Raw genomic sequence first — 2,628 nt, 5'->3', positions numbered from 1 at the left:
TAACTTGGTTCACTCCATGCACAAAAACCTGATTCATCTAAATATTTCAGATCGATTTCTCCAGCAGCAGCAGCCAGTTCCAACATATCTAAGTCTGCTTGCTTGATTTGTTTGAGCTTTCTATCTTGCTTGTTTTGATGACTCTTCCTTGTTCGTTTCCAAATGAACCCCTTTTTTTGAGTACCCGTCTTAATCGGTCAGGACTCAATTTAACACTGCGTTCACTTTCTAATTTCTGGGCTAATTGAACACTATTGTATGTGCGTGGTTCTTTTTTGAGAGTTTCTTCCAAAAATGCTATGTCTTCTTGTTTCCACTTTGATTTACCCCCCCGGCCAGGTAGTTCCCACAGTCCTTCCAGACCATACTTTTCCCAAGAGTGCAAAACCTCCCTTACTGTCTGTGAATTCCAATTTACATGAGCCGCTATTTTTTCTACGTACCAGCCATGCGCGTTTAATCTGATTACTTCTGCTCGGTCTTTTACTTTCTGCGGTACGTCTGCTGTTTTCAAATTTAAAAGGGTTCGGTCTTGCTCACTAGTTAAAAACACCCTTAAACGCGCACCCATATTTTTGTTACCTCGGTAGATACATTCTCCGTATTTACTTATCTTCACATAGTTTGGTTTTTTCGTGCCTACTTACTTATTGACTATTGACTCTTGACAACCCAGGCGGAAAAAATATGACGCTTGCGTAAGTCCTATTACTAAATAGTTGACAAAAAAAGTAGCGATCGCAGTCACATCTTGGTTGTCAATATTTTCTGTGCCTGGTCAATATTTTTCCGTACAGATTGTGCCGAAACTTTTAATGCTGCGATTTCTTCATCTGTGAGAGTCAATTCCAATACACTTTCAATTCCACTGCATCCCAAGCGACAGGGAACACCAATCACAACATCTTCTAAACCATATTCACCTTGAAGATAAGCCGCCACGGGTAATAACCGTGATTGATTCAAGACAATTGATTCCACCATCATACTTGTAGCAGACGCAGGAGCGAAAAAAGCACCGCCAGTCTGCATCAATTCCACAATTTCCGCACCACCGTTGCGAGTTCTTTGTACCAAACGTTCAATGGTAGGTGCATCGAGTAATTCTGTGATGGGAATGCCGTTGACAGTGGCGTAACCAGACAAGGGCATCATTAAATCACCGTGGCTACCCAACACCATGGCTTTAACATCGGCAGGTAACACGCCTAATTCCAAGGCGATGAAAGTTTCAAAGCGGGCCGAGTCTAAAACACCAGCCATACCCATAATGCGATGGCGTGGTAAACCAGTGGCTTGCCAAGCTAAATAAGTCATCACATCTAAAGGATTAGTGACGACAATAAAAATAGCATTGGGAGAGTGAGCGATCGCATTCTTGGCTGCTTCTACCACAATTTTGGCATTGGTTAACAGCAAATCATCCCGACTCATACCTGGTTTGCGGGGAAGTCCGGCGGTAATCACCACAATTTGGGAACCAGATGTATCAATATAGTTGTTTGTGCCAATAATTTGGCGATTATGTAGTTCAATTCCCCTAGCTTCCATTAAATCAAGTGCTAGACCTTGGGGCATACCCTCAACGATATCCAGCAATACTACATCTGCGAGATTTTTCTCTGCTATCCGTTGGGCTAGGGTGCTACCAACTCTACCAGCACCAACAATAGTGACACGAGGTAAACTACATACGATTGGGGGATCAGAGGAAGAAGACATAATTAGGGTGCGGCTACTGGTTGAAGATGAGACTTCAATGGAGAAGTCAGCAGTGCCCACCCTACAATTTTGGGTTTTTAGTAATTAGCCAACAACATCCTTTAGTTTGAAGGCTAATTGTAATTGCTGACTGATGACTGATGACTGATGACAGTTAGCAGTCAGCAGTCAACAACTTCAAGCGGAATGATTTATCTGGGAGTTCCGGAATAACGTCTGTTATTTAAATTCTTCAAGTTGATCCAAACGTAACCAAACATTTGGCGTTGGCACTTTTCCGAACTTTACAAAAGCGTAATCACCTTTAATATCTACAATTTCGCCCTTGCTGTCAAACAAGTAGGAAGGAAAGCGAGTATCACTAGCTTGTGCTTCTACACTGTTTTCCAGCTTCTCCCGCACAGCGCGAACTGTATCTCCTTTTTTCAATGCCATAAGTTCCCCTCTCAAGTTTATAAATTCTTTTATCTGCATTTTAAAAGAGTTCTGAGTAAAAACTCCTAACTCCTAACTCCTAACTCCCCACTCCCTACTCCCCTAGCTTTGACACTGTGGGCAAAAGTGACTGGATCTTCCAGCTAACTTAGTGCGCTGTATCAAATTACTACAAACTCGACAGGGTTCCCCAGTGCGGTTGTAAACCCAGGCGACACCTCCATAATTTCCATTAATCCCCTTAACATTTAGGAAATTACTAAAAGTTGTCCCTCCAGCCTCAATACTGGTTTCTAAGACCTGAATAATGGCTGCTCGTAAACGCTCAATTTGCTTTAACTGCAAATCTGTACATAAAGTTTCTGGTAAGATTCCACTCTTAAATAAGGCTTCATCAGCGTAGATATTACCTAATCCCGCCACCACAGATTGATCTAGTAGCGCAGTCTTAATCGGACGGCGGCGGTTTTG

3 protein-coding genes and 1 pseudogene are annotated in these 2,628 nt (G+C 42.5%); all 4 read right to left on the bottom strand.

Annotated elements, in window-relative coordinates; genetic code table 11:
• Positions 1 to 571: pseudogene (locus tag I8748_RS00420) on the bottom strand (helix-turn-helix domain-containing protein); the annotation flags it as partial.
• A gap of 173 nt (positions 572 to 744) precedes the next feature.
• Positions 745 to 1,722 carry a malate dehydrogenase gene (gene mdh, locus I8748_RS00415; RefSeq protein WP_198122746.1) on the bottom strand — a complete coding sequence of 326 codons (978 nt, stop codon included), beginning with the start codon at positions 1,720 to 1,722 and terminating at the stop codon, positions 745 to 747.
• Positions 1,723 to 1,941: 219 nt separating this feature from the next.
• On the bottom strand, positions 1,942 to 2,157 hold the full coding sequence (ndhO, locus tag I8748_RS00410; RefSeq protein ID WP_096559092.1) for an NAD(P)H-quinone oxidoreductase subunit O: 216 nt from the start codon (positions 2,155 to 2,157) through the stop codon (positions 1,942 to 1,944).
• 102 nt (positions 2,158 to 2,259) lie between these two features.
• A partial coding sequence (locus I8748_RS00405; protein ID WP_318781169.1) for a zinc finger domain-containing protein occupies positions 2,260 to 2,628 on the bottom strand: 369 nt, incomplete at its 5' end.

The organism is Amazonocrinis nigriterrae CENA67, from assembly GCF_016056305.1.
Classification (GTDB): domain Bacteria; phylum Cyanobacteriota; class Cyanobacteriia; order Cyanobacteriales; family Nostocaceae; genus Amazonocrinis; species Amazonocrinis nigriterrae.
Note: the sequence above shows the minus strand (reverse complement) of the source record. Positions and strands in the feature narration are given on the sequence as shown.

Coding starts and splice junctions, on each gene's coding strand:
- mdh (WP_198122746.1), bottom strand. CDS start 1,722: ATGTCTTCTTCCTCTGATCCCCCAATCGTATGTAGTTTACCTCGTGTC.
- ndhO (WP_096559092.1), bottom strand. CDS start 2,157: ATGGCATTGAAAAAAGGAGATACAGTTCGCGCTGTGCGGGAGAAGCTG.